This window comes from Desulfovibrio porci, from assembly GCF_009696265.1.
Lineage (GTDB): Bacteria > Desulfobacterota > Desulfovibrionia > Desulfovibrionales > Desulfovibrionaceae > Desulfovibrio > Desulfovibrio porci.
In genome coordinates this window covers 73449-96844 of record NZ_VUMH01000010.1, presented here as the reverse complement: position 1 = coordinate 96844, position 23396 = coordinate 73449, and the positions used below count along the sequence as shown (strand labels likewise).

At 62.1% G+C, this 23396-nt stretch carries 19 protein-coding genes; 7 read left to right on the top strand and 12 right to left on the bottom strand.

What is annotated here, in order from left to right; translation table 11 throughout:
- The first annotated feature begins 55 nt into the window (after nucleotides 1-55).
- Nucleotides 56-2095, top strand: coding sequence for a methyl-accepting chemotaxis protein (locus tag FYJ44_RS14750; protein ID WP_229772659.1), 2040 nt, complete (start codon nucleotides 56-58; stop codon nucleotides 2093-2095).
- 122 nt (nucleotides 2096-2217) lie between these two features.
- Here FYJ44_RS14750 and ilvC read toward each other — a convergent pair whose 3' ends face one another.
- From ilvC to FYJ44_RS10310, 7 genes are all read right to left on the bottom strand, one after another.
- On the bottom strand, nucleotides 2218-3219 hold the full coding sequence (gene ilvC, locus FYJ44_RS10340; protein ID WP_154511814.1) for a ketol-acid reductoisomerase: 1002 nt from the start codon (nucleotides 3217-3219) through the stop codon (nucleotides 2218-2220).
- Between the two features lie 142 nt (nucleotides 3220-3361).
- Nucleotides 3362-3850: an acetolactate synthase small subunit gene (gene ilvN / locus FYJ44_RS10335; protein ID WP_154511812.1), complete on the bottom strand. Its 489-nt coding sequence runs from the start codon at nucleotides 3848-3850 to the stop codon at nucleotides 3362-3364.
- A gap of 9 nt (nucleotides 3851-3859) precedes the next feature.
- Nucleotides 3860-5551: a biosynthetic-type acetolactate synthase large subunit gene (ilvB, locus tag FYJ44_RS10330; protein WP_154511810.1), complete on the bottom strand. Its 1692-nt coding sequence runs from the start codon at nucleotides 5549-5551 to the stop codon at nucleotides 3860-3862.
- Between the two features lie 24 nt (nucleotides 5552-5575).
- Complete coding sequence (locus FYJ44_RS10325; RefSeq protein ID WP_154511808.1) at nucleotides 5576-5803, bottom strand: DUF465 domain-containing protein; 228 nt, start codon at nucleotides 5801-5803, stop codon at nucleotides 5576-5578.
- Between the two features lie 198 nt (nucleotides 5804-6001).
- On the bottom strand, nucleotides 6002-6304 hold the full coding sequence (locus FYJ44_RS10320) for a YggT family protein (RefSeq protein WP_154511806.1): 303 nt from the start codon (nucleotides 6302-6304) through the stop codon (nucleotides 6002-6004).
- Between the two features lie 35 nt (nucleotides 6305-6339).
- On the bottom strand, nucleotides 6340-6999 hold the full coding sequence (locus tag FYJ44_RS10315; protein WP_154511804.1) for an HAD family hydrolase: 660 nt from the start codon (nucleotides 6997-6999) through the stop codon (nucleotides 6340-6342).
- Entirely contained in the window at nucleotides 6996-7868 is an 873-nt protein-coding gene (locus tag FYJ44_RS10310; protein ID WP_154511802.1) for a hypothetical protein, read from the bottom strand. Before FYJ44_RS10310 ends, FYJ44_RS10315 begins: the two co-directional genes overlap by 4 nt.
- 219 nt (nucleotides 7869-8087) lie before the next feature.
- On the opposite strand from FYJ44_RS10310, the gene pdxS reads away from it, so the two are divergent.
- From pdxS to FYJ44_RS10290, 4 genes are all read left to right on the top strand, one after another.
- Entirely contained in the window at nucleotides 8088-8969 is an 882-nt protein-coding gene (gene pdxS, locus FYJ44_RS10305) for a pyridoxal 5'-phosphate synthase lyase subunit PdxS (protein ID WP_154511800.1), read from the top strand.
- A gap of 1 nt (nucleotide 8970) precedes the next feature.
- Complete coding sequence (gene pdxT / locus FYJ44_RS10300; RefSeq protein ID WP_154511798.1) at nucleotides 8971-9549, top strand: pyridoxal 5'-phosphate synthase glutaminase subunit PdxT; 579 nt, start codon at nucleotides 8971-8973, stop codon at nucleotides 9547-9549.
- Nucleotides 9550-9776: 227 nt separating this feature from the next.
- Nucleotides 9777-10166: a TraR/DksA family transcriptional regulator gene (locus FYJ44_RS10295; RefSeq protein ID WP_154511796.1), complete on the top strand. Its 390-nt coding sequence runs from the start codon at nucleotides 9777-9779 to the stop codon at nucleotides 10164-10166.
- A 44-nt stretch (nucleotides 10167-10210) separates the two neighbouring features.
- Nucleotides 10211-11956 carry a bifunctional lysophospholipid acyltransferase family protein/GNAT family N-acetyltransferase gene (locus FYJ44_RS10290; RefSeq protein ID WP_154511794.1) on the top strand — a complete coding sequence of 582 codons (1746 nt, stop codon included), beginning with the start codon at nucleotides 10211-10213 and terminating at the stop codon, nucleotides 11954-11956.
- A 148-nt stretch (nucleotides 11957-12104) separates the two neighbouring features.
- On the opposite strand, the gene FYJ44_RS10285 is transcribed toward FYJ44_RS10290, so the two are convergent.
- Both FYJ44_RS10285 and FYJ44_RS10280 read right to left on the bottom strand, forming a co-directional pair.
- A complete protein-coding gene (locus tag FYJ44_RS10285; RefSeq protein WP_154511792.1) occupies nucleotides 12105-13025 on the bottom strand; it encodes an SPL family radical SAM protein in 921 nt (306 codons plus the stop codon).
- 164 nt (nucleotides 13026-13189) lie between these two features.
- Nucleotides 13190-14866, bottom strand: coding sequence for a bacteriohemerythrin (locus FYJ44_RS10280; RefSeq protein ID WP_154511790.1), 1677 nt, complete (start codon nucleotides 14864-14866; stop codon nucleotides 13190-13192).
- A 102-nt stretch (nucleotides 14867-14968) separates the two neighbouring features.
- Here FYJ44_RS10280 and yedF point away from each other — a divergent pair, with 102 nt between their 5' ends.
- Nucleotides 14969-15580 carry a sulfurtransferase-like selenium metabolism protein YedF gene (gene yedF, locus FYJ44_RS10275; protein ID WP_154511788.1) on the top strand — a complete coding sequence of 204 codons (612 nt, stop codon included), beginning with the start codon at nucleotides 14969-14971 and terminating at the stop codon, nucleotides 15578-15580.
- A 101-nt stretch (nucleotides 15581-15681) separates the two neighbouring features.
- Here yedF and FYJ44_RS10270 read toward each other — a convergent pair whose 3' ends face one another.
- The 3 genes from FYJ44_RS10270 to hydG all read right to left on the bottom strand — a co-directional run bounded on the left by FYJ44_RS10270 (nucleotide 15682) and on the right by hydG (nucleotide 21964).
- On the bottom strand, nucleotides 15682-16881 hold the full coding sequence (locus tag FYJ44_RS10270) for an iron-containing alcohol dehydrogenase (RefSeq protein ID WP_154511786.1): 1200 nt from the start codon (nucleotides 16879-16881) through the stop codon (nucleotides 15682-15684).
- Nucleotides 16882-17192: 311 nt separating this feature from the next.
- Nucleotides 17193-20198, bottom strand: coding sequence for a hypothetical protein (locus FYJ44_RS10265; protein WP_326833681.1), 3006 nt, complete (start codon nucleotides 20196-20198; stop codon nucleotides 17193-17195).
- A gap of 374 nt (nucleotides 20199-20572) precedes the next feature.
- The gene (gene hydG, locus FYJ44_RS10260) at nucleotides 20573-21964 is read right to left on the bottom strand and encodes a [FeFe] hydrogenase H-cluster radical SAM maturase HydG (protein WP_154511784.1); all 1392 of its coding nucleotides are present in this window, start codon (nucleotides 21962-21964) and stop codon (nucleotides 20573-20575) included.
- A 221-nt stretch (nucleotides 21965-22185) separates the two neighbouring features.
- On the opposite strand from hydG, the gene FYJ44_RS10255 reads away from it, so the two are divergent.
- Entirely contained in the window at nucleotides 22186-23283 is a 1098-nt protein-coding gene (locus FYJ44_RS10255; RefSeq protein WP_154511782.1) for a BMP family ABC transporter substrate-binding protein, read from the top strand.
- Nucleotides 23284-23396 lie beyond the last annotated feature (113 nt).

The following is a 23396-nucleotide window of genomic DNA, read 5'->3' as shown; positions in this document are numbered from 1 at the left end:
TAATCGCCCCGCCAAAAGGGCATCATTGTTTCATCTGCGGCGTGGGAGGTTACACATGAAGTTGCAGACAAAGTTGGTACTGGGTTTTTCGCTGGTTCTTCTGATGACGCTGGGCCTGGGCATCGCCAGCTACTATCTGACGGAGAACATGAGCGTCTATTCCGCTGAGGCCGCCTATCTGGACAACGGCAAAACCGCCCTGCTGAAGGTGCAAGGCAACTATCTGAGATTCATCGTCTATGGAGAAGAAAGCTTCGCCAAGGCTGCCATGAAGGAACTGGAGGGGGCCATACAGCATTTCGAGTCGTGCCTTCCCCTGATTATGGCGGCTGAAAACAGGCGGAAAGTGGAGGACGGCATCAAGCAGGTGCGGGAGCTCGGCAACTTCTTGAAAACGGTGATCGAAGACCACAAGAAAAGCCAAAAAACCCTGGCCGGGGCCGAGGAAATTTTCGCCGGTCTGTGGAAGCGGTTTAATGCCCTGGAAGAGGGCATCCGCACTGCCATCGCCGAGCAGGGTTTTGAACAGCGCAGGATAGACAATCTGACGCGGTCCATGAACCTGCGGGATGAGACCACCCGTCTGCGGGCCGCCATCAACAAGCTCGCCATCAGCTCCTCTCAGGAAGAGCTCAACAACGTGGTGGAATTTCTGGAAAAGACGCGCGCCCGCATGATCGAACAAAAGGAACTTTTCCTCACTTCGTCCAACAAGACGCAGATGGCCGCTGTTGTTGACGAAATGGAAAAATACTCCACCCTGACGCGCGACTATCTGGAAATTCTGGGCAGACAGGCGCGGGATTTGAAAAAACTGGCCGCGGCATTCCGTGACGTAGAGGCCAGCGCCACAGAGCTGTCGCTTTTCGGCGTTCAGGAAGTGCAGAAAGCCAACGCCAGAGCCGACACCGTGATCGTGTCTTTCTGCACCGCGGCTCTGCTCTGCGGCATTCTGCTCACCCTCTACCTTTCCCGTAACGTAATGCGCCAGTTGGGCAAGGATCCCGGCGAGCTGAACGCCATTGCCCGCCGCGTGGCGGGCGGCGACTACAATGTGCACGACGGCGGCAAGAAGCAGGGCGTGTACGCCGCCATTGTGGAAATGGTGGCCGCTCTGGAAGCCAATATCAAGAAGGCCGAACAGGAAACCCGGAATGCCGGCGAGCAGTCGGCCAAGGCACAGGATGCCATGCGGAAAGCCGAGGCGGCCGGACAGGAAGCCCAGGCCAAGGCTCAGGCACTGCTGACCGTGGCCGGCAGGCTGGAAGAAGTGGGCACTGTGGTTTCCTCCGCCTCCACCGAGCTTTCCACCCAGATCGAGCAGTCCGACCGGGGCGCGGGCGAGGCCGCCCAGCGCCTTTCCGAGGCCGCCACGGCCATGAACGAGATGAACGCCACCGTGCAGGAAGTGGCCCGCAACGCCTCTTCCGCCTCCTCAGCTTCGGCCGACACCAAGGAAAAGGCCGAAGCAGGCGCCCAAGTGGTGGAGCGCTCCCTGCGGCGCATTGAGTCCGTGCATCAGGTCTCGCTGGAACTCAAGGAAGACATGGGCCAGCTCAACGAGCACGCCCGCTCCATTGACCAGATCATGGGCGTCATTTCGGACATCGCGGACCAGACCAACCTGCTGGCGCTGAACGCCGCCATTGAGGCCGCCCGCGCGGGCGAGGCCGGACGCGGCTTTGCCGTGGTGGCCGACGAGGTGCGCAAGCTGGCCGAAAAAACCATGGCCTCCACCCACGATGTAGGCAACGCCATCAAGGCCATTCAGGAAAGTACCGCCAAGAGCACCGCCTCGGTGGACAACGCCGTGGCCCAGATTGAGGAAGCCACGCAGTTCGCCAACGAATCCGGGCGCGCTCTGGAAGAAATCGTGGCCACGGCTGAAGTCACGGCCGATCAGGTCAACGCCATCGCCGCAGCCAGCGAGGAGCAGTCCGCCGCCAGCGAGGAGATCAACCACTCCATTCTCGAATGCAACGATATGAGCAGACAGATCGCCGAGGCCATGGCCGAAGCGGCCAAGGCCGTATCCGATCTGACCGGCCAGACCCAGGAGCTTACGGAACTGATTCGTGAGATGAAAACCGCCTGACCAAGGCTCGTTCTGGAACGGGGCAACCTGCGGGGGAACCGGCGAATACGGCCGGTTCCCTTTTTTTGTCATAAAAAAGGAGCGCCGGAGCGCTCCCTGAAAAAAAGCAAGATGATGCTGGATTAGTCTTTCTTGTCCTTCTTCAGCCAGGACATCATGCCGCGCAGGTTCCTGCCCACCTGTTCGATCTGGTGTTCGGACTCGTTACGGCGCGTGGTCAGGAACATGGGGTACTTGGCGCGGGCTTCCAGAATGAAGTCGCGGGCGAATTTGCCGCTCTGGATGTCCTTGAGCACGCCCTTCATTTCCTTTTTCACGTTCTCGTTGATCAGACGCGGACCGGAGACATAGTCACCGTATTCCGCCGTGTTGCTGATAGAATAACGCATACGCGAGAGGCCGCCCTCGTACATCAGGTCCACGATCAGCTTCATTTCGTGCATGCATTCAAAATAAGCCATTTCCGGCTGGTACCCGGCTTCCACCAGAGTTTCGAAACCGGCCTTGATCAGGGCGGAGATGCCGCCGCAGAGCACGGCCTGTTCGCCGAAGAGGTCGGTTTCCGTCTCTTCGCGGAAGCTGGTTTCAATGACGCCGGAGCGGGTGCCGCCGATGCCCTTGGCATAGGCCAGGGCCACCTTGAGGGCCTCGCCCGTCGCGTCCTGCTCAATGGCCACCAGGCAGGGCACGCCGCCGCCCTCGGTAAAGGTGCGGCGCACCAGATGGCCGGGACCCTTGGGCGCGATGAGGAAGACATCCACGTCCTTGGGCGGCTGGATCTGGCTGAAATGGATGTTGAAGCCGTGGGCGAACAGCAGGGCCTTGCCCTTGGTCAGGTGGGGCTTGATGTCGTTTTCATAGACCGCCGCCTGCACTTCGTCAGGCAGCAGAATCATGATCAGATCGGCCTGTTTCGCGGCTTCGGCGGCGGACACCGGCGTGAAGCCGTGTTCCTTGGCAAGCTCGTAGTTGGCGCCGCCGGGGCGCTGGCCCACGACCACCTTGACGCCGGAATCCCGCAGGTTCTGGGCATGGGCATGGCCCTGGCTGCCGTAGCCGATGATGGCCACAGTTTTATTTTTCAAAACATTGAGATCGGCATCCTGATCATAATAAACTTTCATCTGAACATCCTCTGTAATCGCTCACGGTTAAACAAAACGCCTCCCGGCCGCACATGCGGAGGGGAAATGGGAAATAGGGGGGCGCGGACTGCCGCGCTCCGTTCTCGCTTCGAACTTGGCATGCACCTTTGCGGGCGACGCGTCAATCCACCTTCTTGGAGCGGCGCATGGCCACAGAGCCGGTGCGCGCCAGTTCCTTGATGCCAAAACGCTGCAGCAGGCTGATGATGGCCTCCAGCTTGCCGTAGTCGCCCGTGGCCTCAATGGTCATTTCATTGCAGCTGACGTCCACGACCTTGCAGCGAAAGATCTCTACCGTGCGCAGAATTTCACCGCGCATGGGACCTTCGGCCTGCACCTTGACGAACATCATCTCCCGCTCCACGGCGGGGGTGTCCGCAAAATCCATCACCTTGATGACCGAGACGATTTTGTGCAGATGCTTCATGATCTGCTCCAGAATCATGCTGTCGCCATAGGTGGTGATGGTCATGTGCGAAACGCCGTCCTCAAGGGTCGGGGCCACATTGAGCGAATCGATATTGAAGCCGCGCCCGCTGAACAGGCCCACCACGCGGGAAAGCACGCCGGGTTCGTTTTCCACCAGCACGGAAAGCACGTGTCGTTGCATAGCCATCTCCTACACCAGCAGCATTTCGTCCAGCGCCGCGCCGGCGGGCACAATGGGATAGACGTTTTCCTCGCGCTCCACCACCACGTCGATGAAGGCGGGGTTGGGCGTGGCCAGGGCCTTTTCCAGCTCGGGCAGGAGATCCTCAGGCTTTTCAATGCGGTAGCCTTCGGCCCCGTAGGCTTCAGCCAGCTTCACAAAGTCAGGCTGAGCCTCCATATTGGTGGAGCTGTAATTGTGGTTGTAGAAAAGCTCCTGCCACTGGCGCACCATGCCGAGATGGCGGTTGTTCAGAATAACCACCTTGACCGGCAGTTTATAGGCCACGGCCGTGGCCAGTTCCTGAATGTTCATCTGCAGCGAGGCGTCGCCGGCCACGGCGATGACCATCTTGTCCGGCAGGGCGAACTGCGCGCCGATGGCCGCCGGAAAGCCGTAGCCCATGGTGCCCAGGCCGCCGCTGGTCAGCAGGGTGCGCGGCTTGGTGAAGCTGTAGAACTGGGCCGCCCACATCTGGTGCTGTCCCACTTCCGTGGCGATGATGGCGTCGCCGCGGGTGAGTTCGCGCAGGGCTTCCACTACCTGTTGGGGCTTGATGTTGCCGTTTTTCTGGTAACTGAGGGGCTTGCTTTCCTTCCATTCGGCCACGGCCCTGACCCATTCGGCGTGCTCCGCGGCCCAGTCCTTGCCGGACAGCTTGGCCTCGCAGATTTCCATGATGCCCGCCAGAGCCTGCTTGCAGTCGCCCACCACCGGCACTTCCACCGCCACGTTCTTGCGGATGGAGGTGGGGTCGATGTCGATATGCACAATGCGCGCCTTGGGCGCGAAGGCCGTCAGTTTGCCGGTGACGCGGTCGTCAAAGCGCGCGCCCACGCAGACCAGCAGGTCCGCGTTGTTGATGGCGAGATTGGCGGCGTAGGTGCCGTGCATGCCCACCATGCCCAGCGAAAGCGGGTCCGTGGCCGGAAAGCCGCCCAGCCCCATGAGCGTGCAGGCCACGGGAATGTGCAGGCGGCGCGCCAGGGCGGTCAGTTCTTCGGCGGCATTGGCCATGATCACGCCGCCGCCTGCCAGCAGCACCGGGCGTTTGGCCTGGGCCAGCTCTTCCACCGTGCGCCGCAACTGGTTGAGATTGGGCTTGTAGGTGGGGTTGTAGCTGCGCATGTAGATGTCTTCGGGCCAGGTAAACTCCGCCCTGGCCTGGACCACATCCTTGGGCAGGTCCACCAGCACCGGGCCGGGCCGCCCGGAACGGGCCAGATAAAAGGCCTGGCGGATGGTCAGAGCCAGCTTGTTCACGTCCTTGACCAGAAAATTGTGCTTGGTGCACGGGCGGGTGATGCCCACAATGTCCACTTCCTGGAAGGCGTCGTTGCCGATGAGCTTGGTAGGCACCTGGCCCGTGACCACAACCAGCGGAATGGAGTCGGAATACGCTGTGGCTATGCCCGTCACCGTATTGGTGGCGCCCGGCCCGGAGGTCACCAGGCAGGCCCCGACCTTGCCGGAGGCGCGGGCATAGCCGTCAGCCGCGTGCACAGCTCCCTGCTCATGGCGGACCAGCACATGGCGGATCTCGGGATGTCGCGGCAGCTCGTCATAAATATCGATCACCGCGCCGCCCGGATAGCCGAACAGCACGTCCACGCCTTCACGCTTCAGGGATTCAAGAAGAATCTGCGCACCTGTGCATTCCATAGACCGGCTCCTCAACCACTTTTATTAGTCTTGCTTTTTCAGACGATCCAGGATGTCCATCAGCCTGGTTTTGCCTTCCAGCTTCTGCTTCTTCAGTTGTTTCAGGGTCTGCTCTTCGGTGGGCGTGCGGTAGGCTTTGCCTTCCAGCTTTTCCACCTGCTTTTCGTAGAGCACGTGATCTTCCCAAAGGGATTTCAGCTCCGGATCAGTGGGCGCGTACTTTTCCAGCAGGTCAATTTCATGCTGATCCATAAGAAATCTCCAGCGTTAGATGTTCAAGTGCGGACGATCCGCGCAAAAAGCCCGTCTGGGGGGCATCCCGGCCTTGAAACATGAGAACTTCAAAGCAGCTCGGCCCGGGGGCGGTTTTCCCATGGAGGTTTTTGCCCTCCCGGCAGGGAAAAAGTCTGGCGCGGCCGGAAGGCAAAACAACCGCTTCGGGAAGCGCCCTTAATGCAGGGCGATGGCATACTGCGCCAGCGAGGCGATCACGATACGGTTGATCAGCTCAATGGCCAGCAGCACCACCACCGGCGAGAAATCCAGGCCGCTCGTATAGGTGAAGGGCAGCCATTTGCGCACCCGGTAAAAGACAGGCTCGGTCAGGAGCCGCAAGGTCCGCACAATGGGATTGTAAGGATCGGGCCGCACCCAGGTCAGCACGGCGGAGATGATTACAATCCAGAAATAGATATTCAGCAGCGAACCCAGCACCAGGGCTATGGCGCTCAACGTATTGGCAAGCACAATCATGCAGTCTCCGACCTAACCTTAAGACTAGACGTGAATCAATGGCGGCTCGTCAGAACCGGAGCCAGGGCCCGGCCCAGAGCGGCGAAATCCGGCGCGACGATCCGGCCTTGCAGGTCGCCGCCGTTGAAAGCCGCGAACGTCACCCCCGCCGCTTCGGCGGCCTCCTTGTCATGCGGGCTGTCGCCCACAAAAAGCGTATCCCGGGGCCGCACGCCCCAGTCCGCACAGATGCGCAACGCGCCCTCGGGCGACGGCTTGGGCGCGGCGTTGCTCGCCGTGAGCACAGGATTAAAATAGGGGGGCAAGGCGAAAAAGTCCAGAACCCTTTGTATGCCCTGCTCCGTGCGGTTGGTGGCGATGGCCATGCGCACGCCCCCGGCGTGCAGCTCTTCCGCAAATTCGCGAAAACCGGGCATGAGGCGCAGCAGGGGCAGGATATCGCGCTGGTAGTTGATTTCGTCCCTGGTCACGCGGTCGATCTCGCCGTGCAAACGCTCGGGCAGGATGTAGCGCAGGGCCTGACCCGCCGTGGCCATGAAGGAATAGGCCTCCTGCTCCGGCGTCATGGGCGGCAGGCCGAAATAGGCCAGCACGCGATTGTAGAACTCGTCATTGGCCGCGCGGGAATTGATCATCACGCCGTCGCAGTCGAAAATCACGCCGCTCAGACCGTGGGGAAAAAGCGCTCCGCTCATGCGCGCCCCCAGGTCAACCAGACGCGCTCCACGGCCAGGGGGCCGTCCGCTTCCCGCCCCGGCGGACGCGAATGCCCCAGCGCCCGCCAGAGCGGGGCGCGGGCTTCCACTATCTCGTCGGCCTGCTCCGCCGGGCAGCCCAGCAATTCCGCGTAGTGCGGCGCGGGGCTGAAGTCGAGCCGTTCCAGCAGGTCCGCGCGCATGGGGCCTTCCGCCGCCAGCGCCGCGTCCCCGGGCAGAAAATACGCGGCATTGGCCGCCGCCAGTCGCCAGGGCGGAACCAGGGACGGGTCCAGAGCGATGGACGCGCCCAGAAAAGGCAGACCGCGCGGGCGTTCGTCCTCTTCCACGCCCAGGGCGGCGGTCAGGCGGCCCGCGTTGTCCGCATAGCGCCGCGCCAGATCGGCCAGTTCGGCCAGGCGTTCTTCCTGAAGCCAGAGCCAGAGCAGGGTCTTCTGGGCCTGTTCGCGCTCCAGCCGCTCCCGACGGGCGGCTTCCGCCGCCGGAGGGGTCGCGCCGTCGAGCCTGTCCAGGTCTTTCAGCGCGGCCAGCTCGGCCTGCTGCCGCGCGTTGCGCGCGTTGCCCGCCACGGCGGCGCCCAGCGGCAGGCCGGAAAGCGCCGCCACGTCCATCTGGCGCAGATCCGCCAGACAGGCCGCGGCCTCGCGTTCGCTGAAGGGATAATTTGACGGGCGGTGGCGGCCGCAGGCCGGGGCCGCTGCATCATGCACAGCGCAAAGATCGTCCGGCAGGCCCGGCCAGAGGCGCAGGGCTCCCGGCCAGGCCGGGGCGGAGGAGGAATCCGGGTCCAGTCCCCGGGGCAGCGGCCCGCGCAGGAACGGCAGTCTGAGGCACAAGGTCACATTCATACTTTTTTCCTTCGGAGTTGGTTAACATAGCTGTTGCCGGGCCTGAGCGCAAGCCGCCGCGCACGCCGCGTCCCGGCCCAGCCCGTCGCGGCGGCGCTGCGCGGATGTATTGTCAGTCGGTTGATTATCGCATATATACACGCCAGCAACGTCGCGGGCACGCGCGGCGATCCGCCAAATCATCCGCCGGGCCGCGCCCGGCATAGAAGGAGTACAGCTATGGAACAGGGCACCATCCGCCTCAAGACCGGCCTTGCCGAAATGCTCAAGGGCGGTGTGATCATGGACGTCACCACCCCCGAACAGGCGAAAATCGCTGAAGAAGCGGGCGCCTGCGCCGTTATGGCCCTGGAACGCGTGCCCGCCGACATCCGCGCCGCCGGCGGCGTGGCCCGCATGGCCGACCCCACCATCGTCAAAAAGATCATGGAAGTGGCCAGCATCCCGGTCATGGCCAAGGCGCGCATCGGCCACTTTGTGGAAGCGCGCATTCTGGAAGCCTTGGGCGTGGACTACATTGACGAAAGCGAAGTGCTGACTCCCGCCGACGACCGTTACCACATCGACAAGCGCGACTTCACCGTGCCCTTTGTCTGCGGCTGCCGCAATCTGGGCGAAGCCCTGCGCCGCATCGCCGAAGGCGCGGCCATGATCCGCACCAAGGGCGAACCCGGCACCGGCAACGTGGTGGAAGCCGTGCGCCACTGCCGTCAGGTCATGGATGAAATCCGCATGCTCTGCGCCCTGCCCGACGCCGAAGTGCCCAACTTCGCCAAGGAATGCGGCGCGCCCCTGGAAATCTGCCTGCTCGTGCGCAAGGAAGGCCGCCTGCCCGTGGTCAACTTCGCCGCCGGCGGCATCGCCACCCCGGCCGACGCGGCCCTGATGATGCATCTGGGCTGCGACGGCGTGTTCGTGGGCTCGGGCATCTTCAAGTCCGGCGATCCGGCCAAGCGCGCCAAGGCCATTGTGCAGGCCGTGACCAACTACAAGGACTACGCCATGCTGGCCGAAATCTCCCGCGATCTGGGCGAACCCATGGTCGGCATCGAGATCTCCTCCATCCCGGACGCCGAACGCATGCAGGAACGGGGCTGGTAAGATGGCCAAACCCTGCGTGGGTGTTCTGGCGCTGCAAGGGGCCTTCCGCGAGCACGCGGCCTCGGTGACCCGCCTGGGAGCCGAGGCCCGCGAAGTGCGCCAGCTCGGGCACATGGACGGCATCGACGCCATGATCATTCCCGGCGGCGAAAGCACCACCATGGGCAAACTGCTGGTGGAGCTGGGCATGCTCGATCCCCTGCGGCGGCGCATTGAAGACGGCATGCCGGTCTACGGCAGTTGCGCGGGCCTGATCCTGCTTTGCCGCGAGATCGAAAACTCGGACCAGCCCCGTCTGGGCGTGCTGGATGCCGTTGTGCGCCGTAACGCCTTCGGCCGCCAGGTGGACAGCTTCGAAACCGAGCTGGACCTGCCGGAGCTGGGCATGCCGCCGTTTCCGGCGGTGTTCATCCGCGCGCCCGTGCTGACCGGCGTGGGTCCGCGCGTGCGTGTGCTGGCCGAGGTCAAGGGGCAGGCCGTGGCCGTACGCCAGGACAACGTGCTGGCGACTTCCTTCCATCCCGAGCTGACTCCCGATACGCGGCTGCACCGCTACTTCCTTGAGATGTGCGGAAACTGAACAGCCCTTCCCCTGAATGAAAAGCCCTTGCGCTTACGGCGCGAGGGCTTTTTTTATTGCTGAACCCCCTTCGCGGCGCTTGCGCGGCCCTCGGCCCGTTTTCAAGTAAACTCGCCGGACGCGAATTTTTTATGCCCGCGCGAATTCACCCAACCGTCACCGTTCCGCCAAATGATCCGGGTAGATATGGATCATTCATAAACCACATATGGATATGGAGACGGATCATGGACCACACACTCACGTACATTCAGACCGAACTGGCTGAAGCGCGGACGCGCCTGTCGCTCCTGCGCGAAGCTTTTCAGATCCAGCCCTGCGCCGACGAACTGGACGCGGCCGGGCATCTGACGGCGGTCCATCTGGCCGAGAGCTGCGCCACGCACAGCGCGGAGCGCATTCGCGGCCTGCAAAGCCTGCTGGACTTTCTGCGTCACGGAGGTTCCCCACTCTGCGAGGACTGCGGGGAAGAAATCCCGCTGGCCCGCCTGCTGGCCGCCCCCGGAACCACACGCTGCTGCGAATGCCAGCAGGCGCTGGAAAACGGTGAAGGCGGCTCCGCGCCGGGCTTCCTTGCCGAAACCAGTTCCACTCAAGGCCTCGCCGGGAATTACTGAGACATCCCGCCGGGGCCTTTTTATTTTCATCCGCAGGAGGATATATGACAAGCGATGTAGGCGCGCTGAGCCTGCCGGGCCGGCGCGACCCCCTGGACAAGACACTGAAGCTTCTGGGTAAGAGCCTGGGACGGCGGATTTCCGGACTGGGCCGTCTGGAAAAAATGGCCCGGCGCCTCCCATGCCGCGCGGCGCCAGCCGACTACGCCGAAGCCTGCCTGACGGCTCTGGAAATAAACGTGGACTGCGCGCCGGAAGAAATGGCGCGCATCCCTCCGCACGGACCGCTGCTGTTCTATGCCAACCATCCTTCGGGCGCGCTGGAAGGCCTGATCATGGCCGCCCGCTGCGGCGGCGTCCGGTCCGACCTGAAAATCCTGGCCAACGACGCGCTGCTGAGCCTGCCCCAGCTTGCACCCATGCTCCTGCCCCTGGATCTTTCCGGCCGCCGCAAAGGCCATAATGCGACCATGTTGCGGCAGGCCCTGCGGCATCTGCGCGAGGGCGGCGCTTTGGGCATCTTTCCGTCGGGCCGGGTGGCCCGCCGCCTGACGCGGCGCGGCCCGGTCGAAGAGCCCTGGCTCCCCTTGCTGGGACGCTTGAGCCGTTGCGGCGGAAGCGACGGCCCACGCCTGCTGCCGCTGCATTTTGACGTGCGCGTCAGCCCGCTGTTTCTGGCGGCGGCCCGCTGCAACGACGAGTTGGCCGGGGCGCTGCTGCCGCGCGTGCTCTATGGCCAGCGCCGCAGCCGGGCGGCCATGCGCGTGGGCCTGCCTGCCAGCTCCACCGGTCTGGCCGCCCTGGACGACGCCCGGCGCGTGCACTGCCTGCGCCTCTGCCAGTCCGCCTTGGCGGACGCGGGCCGGACGGCGCGCCCCGCCCGTTGCAGGCCACTGGCCCCGGCCGTGTCCGCCGGGGAATTCATGGAAGTGCTGGCCGCCCTGCCCCGCAACCGCCGTCTGGCAGAGGACGGACGCTACGCGGTTTATCTGCTGCAAGGCAACGAATCGCCGCTGTTGCTGGATGCCCTGACCCGGCGACGCGAGGAAGCCTTCCGCGCTCTGGGCGAAGGCAGCGGCCGGGAGCGGGACCAGGACCGCTATGACGCGCATTATGAACACTTGTTGCTGGTGGATGAAAAGGGCCGCGCCCTGGCGGGAGCATACCGTACGCGTCTGGTCCGGCCCGAACTGGCCCGGACCTATGGCAGGGAGACGCTCTATACGGCCTCGCTGTTCCACTTCAAACCGGAATTCTTCCGCCAGTGCGGCAATGCCCTGGAACTGGGCCGGGCTTTTGTGAGCGCCGAATACCAGCGTGATTACGCGCCCCTTCTCCTGCTCTGGAAAGGCATCGGGCAACTGGCGCTGCGCTACGGCGTGCGGACGCTCTTCGGCCCGTCCAGCATGGGCCTCAATTACCGCCCCCAGTCCGTGGACCTGCTCTGGCGGCATCTGCGTCTGCGCCACTGGCACGCGCCTTTGGCGGGCCTGGCGGAGGGACGGCGGCCCCGCGTCCTCCGCGAGGAGCTGAGCTTCGCCCGCGATCTGGATTACGCCACGGTGAACGCTCTGGTGCGTCAGATGGAGGACGGCCGCGCCCTGCCGATCCTCTTCAAGCATTACCTGCAACTGGGCGGGCGCATCGCGGCCTTTCACGAGGACAGACGGTTCGGCACGCTTGACGCCCTGCTGGTGGTGGACCTGCTCAACGCGCCGGACAAACTCCTGCGCCGCTATGTGGGGGACGACGGCCTGAAACGCCTGCGTGACCGCATGTGGTACACATAGGATTCTCCGGCAGGCCGCCGAGGCATGCGGCGGCCTGCCTCTTGTACGAAAAAACGCCCCGTCCGCCGCGATACGGCATAAACCGCCCGTCCGAGCGAGTAAAAAATATGCCGCGCAGCGGGCCGGGGGCAGAACACAAACGATGCTTTTATTCTCCCCCGGGCGGCAATGCCTTACCAACCGAAGCCCTATTCAGCATGCCATACAGACTTACTTGCACATTATGTTGTTTTTTTTCAAACGTTTTCAAATAGTCAAATATTTTCTTGTTATCATGCGCAATGCCGTTTTTCTCGCAGACCTGATGAAACATTCGCATCAATGCTTTGTCATTGGGGCTGGCAAGCGCATATTGCGTCCCATAAATGTGCATATATTTTTCTTTCAGATACGGAAACAAGCGGTCCAGTTGGCTGTAGAAATATTCCCGGCTTCCTTCGCGAAGCGTCACCCCCATACCAAAGCAGATAATGCCGTAAACCTTTGCCTCAATGCAATACTCTAAAATTCCCGCTATATTTTTTTCAGTATCGTTGATGAAAGGAAGAATGGGGCAAAGCCAGACGACTGTGGGAATACCGGCATTGCGTAATTGCTGTAATACTTCAAAGCGTTCCCGTGTTGTGCTGACGTTCGGCTCAATTTTTTTGCACAACTCATCGTCATAGGTAGTTAATGTCATCTGAACGACGCATTTTGTTTTTTCATGTATGTTTTTCAGCAGATCCAAATCTCTCAAGACAAGGTTTGATTTTGTTATCAATGTGAATCCGAAACCATATTGATGGGCCAATGACAACGCTTTTCTGACATGTTTGATTTCATTTTCCAGCGGAATATACGGATCGGTCATGGATCCGGTAGCCAGCATGCATTTTGCGCGTTTCTTTTTAAGAATATCCTCTAATAATACAAGCGCGTTTGATTTAACTTCAATATCTTCAAAATCATGTCCCATATGGTAGCATGTACTTCTTGAATCGCAATATATGCAGCCATGCGAGCAACCGCGATACAGGTTCATCCCATTCTTTGCCGATAAAATCCCCCGTGCAGTCACAAAATGCATTGCGTCTCCTCACCCGACAGGTATCCTTTCAAACGGCGCAACAGCAGTACACGCCCGGCCTTTCCAACACCGCGACCATACTGAACCCCGCCGCATAAAACGCCAAGCGCCCGAATCCGTATCCGGGCGCTTGGGCTTTGAAAGATTTCGAAAGGCGCGGCCGTTTAGCCGCCGTTCTCGACCATATCCTGGATATAGGGCAGATAGGTGGGATCCGTGCCCGCAATATGGTTGATGAGCCAATCCTTGAGGAAGCTCAGCAGATCCATGCTCACCGTGGCCGTACCGTCTTTGAGCTGCGCCTCAAATTCGTCCAGCTTGGCCACGAACTTGCGGTGAATGGCCTTGTGCTCCTCGGTGCCGGGATATTGCGAAGGCGCAAAAATCTTTTCCTCGTCACTGAAATGCGAGGCCGTGTAGTCCCGCAGTTTCTTCACAATGGCCTGAAGCTCCTCGCCGGTGCGGTTGTTCTTCATGGCCCGGTAGAGATCGTTGATGTAACCGCAGAGCCGGCGGTGCTGGCTGTCGATAGCCGGCACATGCAGGTCCAGCTTGGGCGTCCACTGCACGAATTTGTCCGTTGCGGCGGCCTGGGCGTAATCGCCCGTCACCAGAGCGTTGACGATCATGTCCAGCTCTTCCATGCCGCTTTTGAACGAAAGCAGGGCCGCCGTGAAGGTTTCCATATTGGTGGCCGTGCTTTCGGCCACGTGGCGGATTTCCTCCAGAGCGCCGTTGGTCTGCGTGCTGCTTTCAGACTGTTCGGCCGCGCCCTGGGCGATGATCTTCAGATGTTCGGCGGTTTCTTCCATGCCGCCCACAATCTTGCCCATAAACTCTCCGGCGCGGGAGGCCCGTTCCGCGCTTTCCACGGTCAGCCGCGCGGCCTCTTCCACATTTTCCACATTGCGTTGCGTTTCTTCCTGAATCGCGTGGACGGCTTCCTCAACTTCCTTGGTGGCGCCCATGGTCTTTTCGGCCAGTTTGCGCACCTCGTCGGCCACCACGGCGAAACCGCGCCCGGCCTCGCCCGCGCGCGCCGCCTCAATGGCCGCATTGAGCGCCAGCAGATTGGTCTGGTCCGCCACTTCATTGATGACGCTCATCACCTGGCCGATGTTGCTGGCCTTTTCGCCCAGACCGGCCATGGCTTCCTTGAGATGCAGAATGGTTCTTTTGACCGTTTCGATGGAAGCCACCGCGCCGCGCACTTCCTCTTCGCCGGTAACGGCCTGACCGCGCGAGGTTTCGGCATTGTCCGAGACTTCGCGCACGCGGATGGAGGATTCCTGCGCGGCCTCGGCCACGCGTTCCATGGCTCCGCCGGTTTCACCCAGACGCACGCGCTGCACTTCCACGCCCTTATCCACATCCGCAACCAGTTGCGACAAATGGCGCACGTCCGTGGACAGCTTGTTGCAGACGCTGTGGGCCTTGTCCAGCACGGGCGCGCTCTGCGCCAGCTTGTCGGCCAGTTCCCGCTCATGCCCGCGCGCCTCGGCCAATTCGGCCCGCAGGCTCCCGGCCGCGTCGCGCAGGTCGCGGGCCTCGGCTTCCGCAGCCTCCGCGGCCTGCTGCCGGGCGGCATGCATATCCGCCAGACTCCGGCGCACGCGCTCCAGCCCGTCGCCTTGCGGCACGGGACTCCCCGCGTCGCGCAGGCTGTCGGCAAAGGCCGACAGTTCGGCCTGCTTTCGCCGGACCGCCAGCCACAGGCTCAGGTCCGCCGCGGCGCACACGGCCAGACCCGCCAGCAATATCCAGAATACAGCGCCCTCCGGCCGGATGGCAACCAGCCCCACCACCAGCAGTAAACTCACGATTTGCAGCAAAATCCCCATACTATCCTCGCCAAGTTTGCCTTGCTTATCGACTGTTTTGAAAATAGGCTTAGCCTTATTTCAGATAAATGGCAATTATTCTTAACAACAGAGAGGGATTCCATGATTCTAGTGGATTGTCGGGGCCTTACCTGCCCGCAGCCGGTTATCCGCTGCCGGGACAGTTTGGCGGAAGGCGCGACCGCGCTGGAAATTCTGGTGGATAACGACGCGGCCAGGGAAAACGTGGCCCGTTTTCTGCGCGGCCGTGGCTTCGAAGTGGCGTGGGCCGCGGAAAACGGTGGTTTCTGGCGGCTCACGGCCCGCGCCGAGAACCAAGCCGTTACCGACGACGAGAAAACCGCCGCGCCTGAAGCGGCATCCGCCACCCGGCGCGAGACGCGGACCCTGGTGCTGGTCACTACGGAAACTCTGGGCCGGGGCGACGAGGAGCTGGGCGGCAAACTAATGGCCAATTTTCTCACCACCCTGCCGGAACTGGGAGCGCGCCTCTGGCGGCTGGTGCTGCTCAACGGCGGCGTGAAGCTGGCGGCCCGGCCGGGCCCGGCCCTGGACGCCCTGCGGAATCTGGCGCAAAACAATGTCTCGGTGCTGGTCTGCGGCACCTGTCTGGCCCATTACGGCCTGCTGGAGGCCAAGGCCGTGGGCGAAACCTCCAACATGCTGGATATCGTCACCAGCCTTGATCTGGCGGACAAGATCATCCGGCCCTGAGCGCGCGCCATGCGGCGCGGCGCGCGGATACGAAAAAACGGCATGGCCCGCAAGCCATGCCGTTTTCTTTTTTCAACGGGGCGCGTAACGCGCCGGAAGCGCTACAGGGCGGCCTTGTAAATGGCGGCCACGGCGGCGTCGGTCATCATGCGCGGATTGGTCAGGCCGCAAGCGTCCTTCTGGGCGTTGGCGGTCATGGTCGGAATGTCTTCCTCGCGCACGTCCTTGCCATACTTCTTGCCCAGGGCGATGAGGCCGTCAGGAATGCCCACGTCCTTGGACAGAATGGTGATGGCGGTGATGGCTTTCTGCGAAGCGTCGGTGGGGCTGAGGCCCTCGGTGCGTTCGCCCAGCAGGCGCGCGATGCGCCCAAAGCGACGGCGGCTGGAAATCAGATTGTACTGGCTGACATGGGGCAGCAGAATGGCGTTGCATTCGCCGTGTGGCAGGTCGTAGAAGCCGCCGAGCTGGTGGGCCATGGCATGCACATGACCGAGGCTGGCGTTGTTGAAGGCCATACCGGCCAGATACTGGGCGTAGCACATGCCTTCGCGGGCTTCCTTGTCCCGGCCGTTGGCCACGGCGCGGCGCAGATAGCGGTTGATGTATTCGATGGCTTTTTCAGCGCAGGCGTCGGTCATGGGAGTGGCCGCGGTGGAGACGTAGGCTTCCACGGCGTGCGTCAGGGCGTCCATGCCCGTGGCGGCGGTCAGGGCCGGGGGCATGCCCATCATCAGCAGCGGGTCGTCAATGGCCACGCTGGGCGTGCAGCGCCAGTCCACAATGGCCATCTTCACCTTGCGGGAAGTATCGGTGATGATGCAGAAGCGCGTCATTTCCGAAGCGGTGCCGGCGGTGGTGTTCACGGCCACATAGGGCGGGAAGGGTTTGGAGGACTTGTCCACGCCTTCGTAATCATGAATCTTGCCGCCGTTGCCGGCCAGAAAACCCACGCCCTTGCCGCAGTCGTGCGAGCTGCCGCCGCCCAGGGTGATCAGGCTGTCGCATTTTTCTTTTTTGTAAACCTCAAAGGCCGCTTCCACATTTTTATCCGTAGGATTGGGCACGGTCTGATCGAAAATGGCATACTTCATGCCCGCGCTGTCAAGAATATCAGTGATCTGCTTCAGGATGCCGGCTTTGACAATACCCTGGTCGGTGACGATCAGGGGTTTGACGCCGCCGATGCTTTTCAGGCGGGCGGGAATTTCCTTGGAACAGCCTTCACCCACCAAGGTGACGTTAGGGATGAAGAAGGAGGTAATCTGCCCCATGTGCATGCTTTTGACATCGGTGCTCATCTACGACTCCTTAATGTTGCTCGGCCTTCCCGGCAGGGGAATGCCATGAATAATATGAAAAATATCTTGTAGATACGATATCGCATGTATCTTGCTGTTGCAAGATGTCTCTCGAAAAAAAGTCGTGTTCTTTTTTGTACAAGCGTAGAATGATCAAACAACCAATAAAATGTATCAACAAAACTGAAGAGTTGCCGTAACTGCATGAAAGAAATTTTTTTCACGCAAACAGTAAAGAGCGGGAACACTCTGTCCCCGCTCTTTACTGTTTGCGCGTTCAAACTCCGCAGACGCGCGCCGTCAGGCATGGCTCACTGAAAGCAGCCCGGTTCGCGCATCCTGCCCGGACGGCAAAGGCGGGTCAAACGCCGCAGATACTGCTTGCGCTTGTCCAGGAAAAAGGCCAGGGGCCGCGAGAAATTGCGTCCCAGCAGGCCGTCCACCAGCATCTGGCTGATCTCGCGTTCACGGGTGAGCACCAGTTGGGCGCGGGCCAGCACGTTGCGGTCGGCCTCGGGCATGCCGCGCACCATCTGGCGGAAGGCGTCCTGCGCGCGCGGCTGATAGAACCAGAAGTACATGAGATCCAGAGCGTTGATGATGAAGGCCCGCTCCAGTTCACGGCCTCTGGCGCCGCCGCGTCCGCCGAGCCCGCCGGGCCGGGCCAGGTTGATCAGGGCGTCTTCCTGCGGGAAAAGCAGCTCCAGCCGGGTATAGCAGGCAAAGACATTGTTCACCTTGCCTTTGTAGTCCCAGCGGCGCATGCGCAGGTTGACCTGGCTGTCGGCGTAGCCTTCGATCAGGGCCGCCACCGTATCCGAGGCCATTTTGGAGACTACGGCCGCGCTGGGAACCAGATAGATTTCGGGATTTTCCACCCCCACGCTCAGCAGCCCTTCAAAGAGCGCAAAATCGTAGAACGAGGATACCGGAATGGCCAGGGCGCTGCGGAAAAGGTTGCCGATGGCCGCTTCCTTGGGAAAACCCCGGTAGAGATTGTGGGCGAAGATGTAAAAGCCGTTGACAATGTTCAACACGGTGAAGACCAGAGTGGGATTGCCGTCCACAGTCACGCCCAGCCCCTCCTGCAGCAGCCAGACGCGCACCATGACTTCCAGCAGCAGCACGGAGATGCCGGTATACATCAGCGAGTCGCACAAACGGCTGATGCTGACCTGCTCCTTCCAGTGAATGAGCGTGTCGCGCGTGGCCCCCTTGGCCGCCAGAACCATCTGCACCACATTGCGCACCCCGGTGATGCCGAACCAGATGAAGGTGCCGAACCAGGCCAGAAACCACCAGTCCTGGGTGTAAAGAAAGGAGAAAAAGGCCGGGATGAAACCCAGCAGCACTTTAAGCCAGTTGCTGACCGCGCTGTTCAGGTAGGGGAATCCCGGGCGGACCTCGCCGCAGACCCCGCTCTTGCCCAGCAGATTGTTGCCCGTGACCAGATTCAGGCCGCCCAGATTGGCCACATTGCCGTTGGGGCAGATCCGGCAGCCCTCGCTGGCGGCTTTCCATTCGCGCCGCCGCTCCATGCCCAGATGGCGGCAACCCGGCAGAATGCGCAGCCGCGCGCCCAGACGCTGCCAGAAGGAGGGATTCTCCGGCGTGCGGAAGGTCAGGCGCTCCTCCACCGGCGAGCAGATGGGAATGGGCCGGGTGTGCCGCTGCTTGCGCCGCAGTTCGGCCAGCGAACGCCGGGGCAGGGTTTCCTTGAGCACCAGGCCCATGCCGAAGGAACGGCGGCTGGCCGAGCTGGTGCCCAGGCGGGACTTGAGCGGATTGTGGCGGTAATGCTCCCACAATTTGGGCACATTGTGCAGAATATCCCGGAATTTGGCCGCGCGGACGTCATCGCCCCGCTGCTCCATATGCCGGACCATCTGGCGCACTATCTGCTTGACGCGCGGTCCCAGCCCCAGATTCAGGGCGCGCTGCAATTCGCCGATGGCCCCGATCTCGACCATTTTGCCTTCCATCCAGCCCTTCATATTGAAGATTTCCAGATGGGTGACGGCTCCCCGGCAATCCCAGAGCAGTTCGGCCACATCCTCGACGCTCAGACCGGCGGTGCCGAGCACCAGGCGGTAGCCGGGGTTGAGATCCTGAAGTTCGCGCGTCAGTTCATAGGGCGAAAGGCGCAGCAGCGCGGGCATTTCCTCCGGCGGCGCGGGACGGTTCAGGTCCGGCAGTTCCGGATGCTTATCGGCTGAAAGCCAATTGTCGGTAATGACATCCGGACCCAGATTTTCCAGGCTCTCCAGTTCGGCGCGGGAGGCTTCGTCCTCCACCTCGGCCAGTTTGGCGGCGCGGGCCTTGGCCGCGGGCAGCACATGCTTGTGCAGGCACTCGGCCAAATGCAGGTTGGAGGGCTGGCCACGGCCCACGAAACGTAAAAAAACCTCGGCCGTGAGTTCCGGCACGGGCACGCCCCAGACCTCGGCCAGTTGTGGGCGCTGGATCTCGTTCCAGGCGGCCAGCACCCGGAGCACCCGCTCACGCCGCCAGTTCAGCACGTCCCGTCCCTGTTTCATCATGGCCGCCAGTTTGGGGCTGTGCAGGAATTCCAGAAAGTCCTCGTTGGAACTGAAACCGCGCGGAACCCAGAACAGGCTGGCGAAGCGGTCATAAAACGGCACCTGGAATTCCAGGCCGATGCGCACGGCAATGCCGGTGATTTCCGCGGCGCGCAGGATTTCCCTGGCCGCCTCCGGGTCCACCCAGTACTCATAGGCCACGGTCAGGGTCCGCAGTCCCTTGATCCAGGCGTCCATGATCAGATGCGTGGGGGTTTTGCGGCCCTTGGTGTTGGCGTCGTAGACATGGTCGTCGAAAGCCAGCTGGTTCCAGTCCTCGGGCATTTCCGGCAGATGATAGCGGGCCAGCATGCGCCGCACCACCCGGGGCGTGCCCTGGACCACGCGGCGGAAATCGTGCGCCAGCTTGAGCTGGGCCAGACGCTGGCCGTGCGCCCGCACCATGCTCTTCATAATCTGCATGAGCACGCGGGCCGTGTTGCGGCGCAAGGTCGAATGCGCGCTGTTGAGCACTTCGTCATAGAGGGTCTGCAAAGCCAGCAGGCGGTCCCTGGACTGCGTGCCGCCGGCCTCCAGGTTGCGCAGCAGGTTGATGACCGCGTAAGCCATGCGCGACACCGGCGTGGCCACCATTTCCTTGATGCCGTGCGGGTGCAGATTGGGATCAAACAGGCAATCTTCGGAAGGCCCGCAATGGGATTCCAGAATGCGGTTGACCAGGGCTAGGATGTCCTTGTCCTGCTTATCGAAATATATCTCGCTCCATCGTTCCGCCACGCTTCGCTCCTTCCCCCGCGCCGTCCGCTCCAGGCGTAGCGCGTTGCTCTGGGAGTTACCCCGCGGACGGCCCGGCGTCAAATTTTCGGGACCTCCGGCGGGGACAGACGCATCTTACAGCAGATGACCCTTACGAACTTATATTTTTAAAGTTCAAATGCGCCCGCTCCAGCGCTTGACAGCGCAATAAATTGCTCTGCTTGAGAACAGACGGAGAAGGGAAAGGCATATCGGCTTCAGCCCTTCTGTGGGAAAGCAGGATGCGTCTGACCTTGTCTCCCCGGCTTCCGGTCTTCCGAATGTTGTCGCCGCCGCTGCCCCGGAAAAACCAGTCCGGAGCCGCGGCGGCGGCAGTCGACAACTATGGAAAAAACTTAAATAAATTCGTCCATACGCCCGGACCTGACCTTTTGCAGGAGGCGCTCGGCCGCGCCCCGCTCAGGCCCCGGCAGACCGTCCAGCTTTTCGGAAATCAGCTTTTCCCCCATCTGACGGGTATACGGCGTGGCGTAGTTGAGTAAAAATTCCATAAATGAGGCGATGGAATTGGGCCCGCACTGGCTCTTCATGCCGCATTCCTGCACCATGGAGAGGAATTCAGGGCCGCTGCGGCCCAGACGCGGACAGGCCGTGCAGAAGGACGGCAGATGCCGGGCCTCTTCCAGCAGGAAGCGCACCACTTCGTCCACATGGCAATCCTCACCAATGGGGAAAGGAATCTTTTCGCCGGGGGCCTCGTTCCAGCTTTCATACGGATTTGCCACGCTGCCCGTGAGCAGTTGCGAACAGCCCACGTTGCAGCCGTCGCGCCAGAGGCCCGCGGGCTCCTTGGTGGTCAGCACAATGCCGGTATAGGGCACGGCCAGACGGGCGATGGCCACGCAACGCAGATATTCGCCGTCGCTCAGGGGATAGGGAACTTCAAAGCCGCCGCCGGGCACGGGGCGCAGGCGGTGCATGCTCACAGTGCGGCTGCCCGCGTCGTAAACGCGCGTCAGATGCGCGGCGTGCAGCATGACGGCCAGCAGGTCGTACTGCCAGGGCCCCAGGCCCAGCAGCAGGCCCAGCCCCACATCCCCCACCCCGGCCTGAAAAGCCGTGTCGGGGGCGTGCAGGCGGCCCAGATAATCGCTCTTGGGCCCGCTCACATGCGCGGCGCGGTAACTGGCTTCGTGATAGGTGTCCTGATAAATCAGCACCGTGCCCACGTCCGCAGCCTGAAGAATCGCATACTCCTCGGGCTTCAGCGGCCCCACATTCACGTTGACCCGGCGGATCTCGCCCATGCCGTCAAAAACGGTATAGAGCACGCTGACGGCTTCTTCCAGATATTCCACTTCCGCATTGGGCAACTGGCCACTGACCAGAATGACCCGCTTGTGGCCCTGGCGGATCAGCTTGCGCCCGGCTTCGCGCATTTCCGGCGGGGTCATGTATTTGCGCGCCACCGTCGTGTTGCCGCGGCGGTTGGCGCAGTACAGGCACTCGCTGCCGCAGTAATTGGAAATGTGCAGCGGCGCGGAAAGCACGATACGGTCGCCGTAAACCTTCTGCTTGACCTGATCCGCCGTGTTCATCAGCAGAACCAAGTGCTCGGGGTCGCTGACCCGCATCAGCGCGGCGGCCTCCTGAATGCTCAGGGACTCCAGAGCCAGCGATTTGTCCAGAATATCCCGCAACTCGGCATTGTCCGGCGCGCTTTCGCGGCCCAGAGCCTTGTCGATTGCTTGATGATCCAACCAGGGGGGCAACGTATCCGTGGGCATGCTGACCATCCTTGCAGACAGAAATGAAAACAGGCGGCGCGACAGAGGGCCGTGCCTTCCTCGCGTGCGGAAGACTGTAGCATGGAGCGGAGGGAAATGCTAGTTATTTATTTCACAGCTCAGGCGCGCCTTCACCGGGGCCTTGCCGGATACGCGGCGCGGTCCTACACTGCGGAACGAAAAGCGGATCTGTATTTTCAGGTTGTTAAGGAGTCAAGACAATGTTCTGTTCTTACCGGTACCGGTTTGCCGCCGGTTTATTGTGGCTGCTTGTTGCCCTTGTTTTTACCCCCCTGGCCGTCCCGGCGGCCCCGGATGCTCCGATTCCCCAGCCCGGCCGGAATGACCAGGCCGCGCCCGCCGGCGCCCTGCGCGTTACCCTGCTGCTGGAGCACGACGGCAACCAAGCCTGGACCGACCTGCTGCGCGCCGGTCTGTCCCAGGCGGAGCGGGATTTCCCCCTCCAGGCCACCGTACGTGTCGCCCCGCCGGAAAGCGACCAGCAGGAGATCTTCCGCCAGGCCGCGCGCGAGTCCGACCTTGTGCTGGTGGCTTCCGGCCGGCTGCATGAAATTCTGCGCAACAATGCCGCCAACTTCCGCACGACCATGTTCGGCTGCATTGACGCGGGCGTGCGCGCGCCCAACATCATGTCCGTCACCTTCGCCGACGAGCAGGCGGCCTATCTGGCCGGAGCGGCGGCGGCCATGCTCACCCGCCGGACCGCCCTGCCCGGCGTCAACGAAGCGAACGTCATCGGCTGGATTTCCGGTGAGGACACGCCCGCCCTGCGCTCCCAGTTCAACGGGTTCAGCGAGGGCGCGCGCCTCATTGATCCGCAAATCCGGGTCATCAACGCCGTGGCCGGTTCCTTCACCGATGCCGGAGCCTCCCGCCGGGAGGCCCGCCGTCTGCTGGAGCAGGGCGCGGACGTGCTGGCCCTGGCCGCCGGCGCGGGCAACGCCGGCGCGCTGGCGGAAGCGCGGGAGCGCGACATATATATAGTAGGTCTGGATACGGATCAGGCCGCGGCCATGCCCGGCCATGTGCTGACGTCCATCCTCAAGCGGGCGGACAAGGCCGTTTACGACATCGCGGCTTCCGCTGCCGGGGGAAACTTTCAGGGCAAAACAATCCTCACCTATGATCTGAGCAACGGCGGGGTCGACATTGCCAGCATGGCCCCTTTCCTGGCCGCAGCGGGCAAAAACGCGCCGCCCGATCTGGAACGCCGTCTCAAAGAGCTGCGCGCGGAACTACTGAATGGTTACATCCGCCTCAAGTCCTTACGGGCCCGCACCCTCTGCGATTGTCTGTAGCGCGTGCGCCGGCCGACCGCCTGAAAGGTTTTGCGCTGAAAGTCCCATGTGGCCGTCGGCATGAATCCGCGCGACAACCCGCGTCGCCGCTTCGCGCAAAAGCGCTATGGGGG